Consider the following 4368-nt stretch of genomic DNA (forward strand, 5'->3'; position numbering starts at 1 on the left):
CTGGCAGCATACTGTTTCTTCGAGAATAAGCCCGAGGCACTGCCTGTGCGTATTGAAAAGAGTAGGCAATTGGAGCTATTCTAAGCAAATCCTTATCCCGAACTGGCGTAAATATGTAAAAGAGAGCCTTTTCATTGTGCGCGGACACATCTTTTAAACGTCCTTATTAATAAGGATTTGCGCGTTAAAATACGTTTAAATCAACGTTCTTAACACCTGTTAAAGTTAGCGTTCCATCCCAAAAATCATGCCGCTTGCACAAGCCGTATTGCGCTTTATTTTCTATATTTGCACAAAGAAAATATAGCGAACATGATAAAAGACAAGCTAAAATCTATCTTATCGGCATTCAGCTACCGCCAAAAGATATTCCTTTTGGTGACGGGAGGATTGATTGTAGGTCTAGGAGGGCTTTTCATGTACCTCCTTAGAATGCACACATACCTCACTGACGACCCTTCGGCATGCGTAAACTGTCATATCATGACACCCTATTACGCCACATGGATGCACTCCTCGCATGGTCGCGACGCCACATGCAACGACTGCCACGTGCCTCACAACAACGTCTTCGCCAAGTATTACTTCAAGGCGAAAGACGGTATGAACCATGTTCGCAAGTTCGTTACCTTCAACGAGCGGCAGGCAATAACAGCCGAAGATGCCAGCGCAGGGGTGATTATGGACAACTGTATACGCTGCCACACACAGCTCAACCAAGAGTTCGTGCGCACGGGGCGCATCAATTACATGATGGCCAAGCGCGGAGAAGGCATGGCTTGTTGGGATTGTCACCGCGACGTACCACACGGCGGAATGAACTCCCTATCCTCTACGCCCAATGCAGAAGTGCCATTACCCAAGTCGCCTGTGCCAGATTGGCTGCAAGGCATGCTCGGAAAGAAAGGCAAGTAACCCAAACACATTCATGCACCACGCCTAAACGCGTGAGCAAAAACATTATGAAAACCGAAACTAAAAACAAATAAGATATAGATATGGCAAAGCAATTAAAACGTTGGCAAGGATGGCTGTTGTTCGGAGGTTCAATGGTTGTCGTTTTCATCCTAGGCCTTCTCGTATCGTCGCTCTTAGAGCGCAGGGCCGAAGTGGTTAGCATCTTCAACAACAGAAAAACCCCAATGGAGGGTATCGTATCTGAAAACTCGAAGTTCGCAAGCGACTTCCCACGCGAATACGAAACGTGGAAACAAACGGCCGACACAACTTTCAAAAGCGAATTTAACAGTTCACAAGCCGTAGACGTGCTTGCCCAACGTCCCAACATGGTGATACTTTGGGCTGGTTATTCTTTCTCGTGGGACTACGCCACACCCCGTGGACACCAACATGCTGTTGAAGATGTGCGCAGAACACTACGTACAGGTGCCCCTGGAGTAACCGAAGGCAAACAGCCACAACCAGGAACATGCTGGACTTGTAAAGGTCCTGATGTGCCACGCGTGATGAAAGAGCAAGGCTTGGCCAATTTTTACAAGGCTCCGTGGTCGAAGTGGGGAGATCAGATAATGAACAGCGTGGGCTGTTCTGATTGCCACGACTCCAAAACGATGGACCTCAAACCCGCACGGCCTGCACTGTACGAGGCCTGGCAACGCGTTGGCAAAGACGTTAACAAGGCCACCCATCAAGAAATGCGCTCGCTGGTTTGCGCACAATGTCACACAGAATACTATTTCAAGGGCGACGGACAATACCTTACTTTCCCACAGGATAGTGGTATAACAGTTGAGGCTATGGAGAAGTATTACGATGCTATGAACTATAAGGACTACACGCACGCACTAAGCCGTGCACCCATCCTCAAAGCGCAGCACCCTGGATACGAAATTCACCAGATGGGTATTCATGGACAACGCGGCGTTTCGTGTGCAGATTGCCACATGCCATACATGAGCAAAGGCGGCGTGAAATACACCGACCACCACATCATGAGCCCCCTGGCCAACATCGAACGCACATGCCAAACCTGTCACCGCCAGAGTGCAGAAACGCTTAGGCAGAACGTGTACGAACGCCAACGCAAGTGCAACGAAATACGTAACCGCGTAGAAAACGAATTGGCCACAGCACACATAGAAGCCAAGTTCGCATGGGACAAGGGTGCAACCGAGGCCGAAATGAAACCCGTTCTCGACCTCCTGCGCAAGAGCCAATGGCGTTGGGACTTTGCTGTTGCCTCGCACGGAGCCGCTTTCCACGCTCCACAAGAAATCACACGCATCCTGTCGCACAGTCTCGACTTCGCCAGCCAGGCACGCCTGAAAGTGGCAAAGGTACTTGCCCGTCATGGATTTACCGCCGATGTTCCCATGCCCGACATCTCAACAAAGGCTAAGGCACAAGCTTACATCGGACTGGACATGAAGCAGAAAGAGGCCGACAAGGAGAAATTCTTGAACACCATTGTGCCACAATGGATAAAGAAAGCCAAGGCTGCGGGCCGTGCAATCGACTTGTAACAGCACTGCCAACTAAGGATTTGCAAACAACAAACATGTTATAGCATCCATCATAAAGGGGTTAAGGCCCATAACAAGGCCTCAACTCCTTTATGGTGTCTATAACAAGGCATCGCCGCTTACGTCAAATCCTTTTGTGGACAACAGGCAACCAGAGGGGCTTTCAGTTCCCGCCGCTCCTATATATAAATAGGTACGCGCGCGTGAGTAGGCTCCCCCAAAGCGCATCCTAAAAAGCCAGTGGCAATCCCGCTCTTTCCAACACCCCACAATTCGCGCATACACCAGCGGCAGCAAGCACCTGCCTACACGCCCATTCGTAACGATTGATAAAACGATAACAAACAAACAAAACAACAAACAATTATGTGGACACGACCATGGAAGATGGTTGAAGGCTTCGCAGTTGGAGCCGGACTTGTGCTAGTTGGCCTACTGTTGCAGTTCAGCACAGGGCCGATAGCCTGGAACAACCTTTCATTTCCCGTCAACTTCATCATCCTGGCAGGCTATATCCTCGCCATGAGCCTTGTATATGCTTTCCGCAACAAGGTGTATTCCTTCAAGTTCCTCTCCTCGTATGCCTCGGCCATCCCTGCCCTAGCCTACGCCGTGGCTCTTACGGCCATCATGGGACTTACCAAACAGGTGCCCGACGGACGCCCGGCATCCGACCCGCTGGGGCTTTCTCGCATGCTTTCGTTCTGGCCCTTCGTACTCATCTACATCTGGGTCTCGGCCATTGTGGCGCAAGCCACCATCAAAAAGGCCTTACATTTCAAGTGGCGCGACGTGCCTTTCATGCTCAACCACGCAGGCTTACTCATCGTTATGCTTTGCGCAACACTGGGCAACGCCGACATGCAACGCCTCAAGATGACCATACACAAGTCGTCTCCTGAGTGGCGAGCCACCAACGACCAAGGAAAAATCGTAGAATTGCCTCTCGCCATACAGCTTAAAGCATTCAAAATCTACGAGTACCCCCCCAAGCTGATGCTTGTAAACGGAAAAACGGGCGACCCCATACCCAAGGAAAACCCCACTACACTTATTGTAGACAGCACCTTTAAAACGGCAGACCTACAAGGTTGGACCATCAAACTAAACAAATACCTCGACGAGGCTGCCCCTTTGATGACCCGAGACACCACCAATTACCTGCCCTGGTACTCGTCGGGAGCGATGACCGCGATAAACATAACCGCCACTTCGCCCGACGGAAAGGTGAAGAGAACGGGCTGGGTAACCTGCGGAAGCTACCATTTTCCCTACCAAGTGCTTAGCTTAGACGGCAAAATATCCATCGCCATGCCCGAACGAGAGCCGCAACGCTACCTCTCGAGCGTAGAACTGATGACCCAAGCAGGACTGCACGCATTCGCAGACATCGAAGTAAACCGTCCGTTAAGCGTGGAAGGATGGAAAATCTATCAGCTATCTTACGACACCTCGATGGGCAGATGGAGCGAAACCAGCGTGTTAGAACTGGTTAGGGACCCCTGGCTACCCTTCGTGTACGTAGGTTTGGGCATGATGATGCTCGGTGCCGTGTTTATGTTTTTGTCGTTGCAACGCAGAAAGGAGACCAAAGAATGACCTGGAATAACTTCCCTTATTTCGCCCTTGTAGCCGTTTTGCTGTGGGCTGTTGGCGCATACGCCGCCTGGAAAGATAAGAAAACACTCACCCTCGGCGCCACCATTGCGGGCCTGTTGGTGTTTTTCGGCTACATCGTAGCCATGTGGGTGTCGCTCGAACGCCCGCCCCTGCGCACGATGGGCGAAACACGCCTGTGGTATTCGTTCTTCCTTCCCTTCGCCGGAATGGTTGTCTACCTGCGTTGGCGTTACAAGTGGATACTCTCTTTCAGTACCATCTTGGC

At 50.8% G+C, this 4368-nt stretch carries 3 protein-coding genes and 1 pseudogene; all 4 read left to right on the forward strand.

Annotation, left to right across the window (positions count from 1 at the left end; genetic code table 11):
• The first annotated feature begins 312 nt into the window (after positions 1–312).
• Complete coding sequence (gene nrfH / locus BN93_RS04390; protein WP_019187134.1) at positions 313–915, forward strand: cytochrome c nitrite reductase small subunit; 603 nt, start codon at positions 313–315, stop codon at positions 913–915.
• 83 nt (positions 916–998) lie between these two features.
• Positions 999–2483: an ammonia-forming cytochrome c nitrite reductase gene (nrfA, locus tag BN93_RS04395; protein WP_019187135.1), complete on the forward strand. Its 1485-nt coding sequence runs from the start codon at positions 999–1001 to the stop codon at positions 2481–2483.
• Positions 2484–2849: 366 nt separating this feature from the next.
• On the forward strand, positions 2850–4082 hold the full coding sequence (locus BN93_RS04400) for a cytochrome c biogenesis protein ResB (protein WP_044259853.1): 1233 nt from the start codon (positions 2850–2852) through the stop codon (positions 4080–4082).
• Positions 4079–4368: pseudogene (locus BN93_RS04405) on the forward strand (cytochrome C assembly protein); the annotation flags it as partial. The gene BN93_RS04400 and the pseudogene BN93_RS04405, both read left to right, overlap by 4 nt.

The organism is Prevotella conceptionensis 9403948 (genome assembly GCF_000312305.1).
In the GTDB taxonomy this organism is placed as follows: domain Bacteria; phylum Bacteroidota; class Bacteroidia; order Bacteroidales; family Bacteroidaceae; genus Prevotella; species Prevotella conceptionensis.

Bases quoted from the DNA above. Each gene is read 5' to 3' on its own strand.
- nrfH (WP_019187134.1), top strand. From the start codon at position 313: ATGATAAAAGACAAGCTAAAATCTATCTTATCGGCATTCAGCTACCGC.
- nrfA (WP_019187135.1), top strand. From the start codon at position 999: ATGGCAAAGCAATTAAAACGTTGGCAAGGATGGCTGTTGTTCGGAGGT.
- BN93_RS04400 (WP_044259853.1), top strand. From the start codon at position 2,850: ATGTGGACACGACCATGGAAGATGGTTGAAGGCTTCGCAGTTGGAGCC.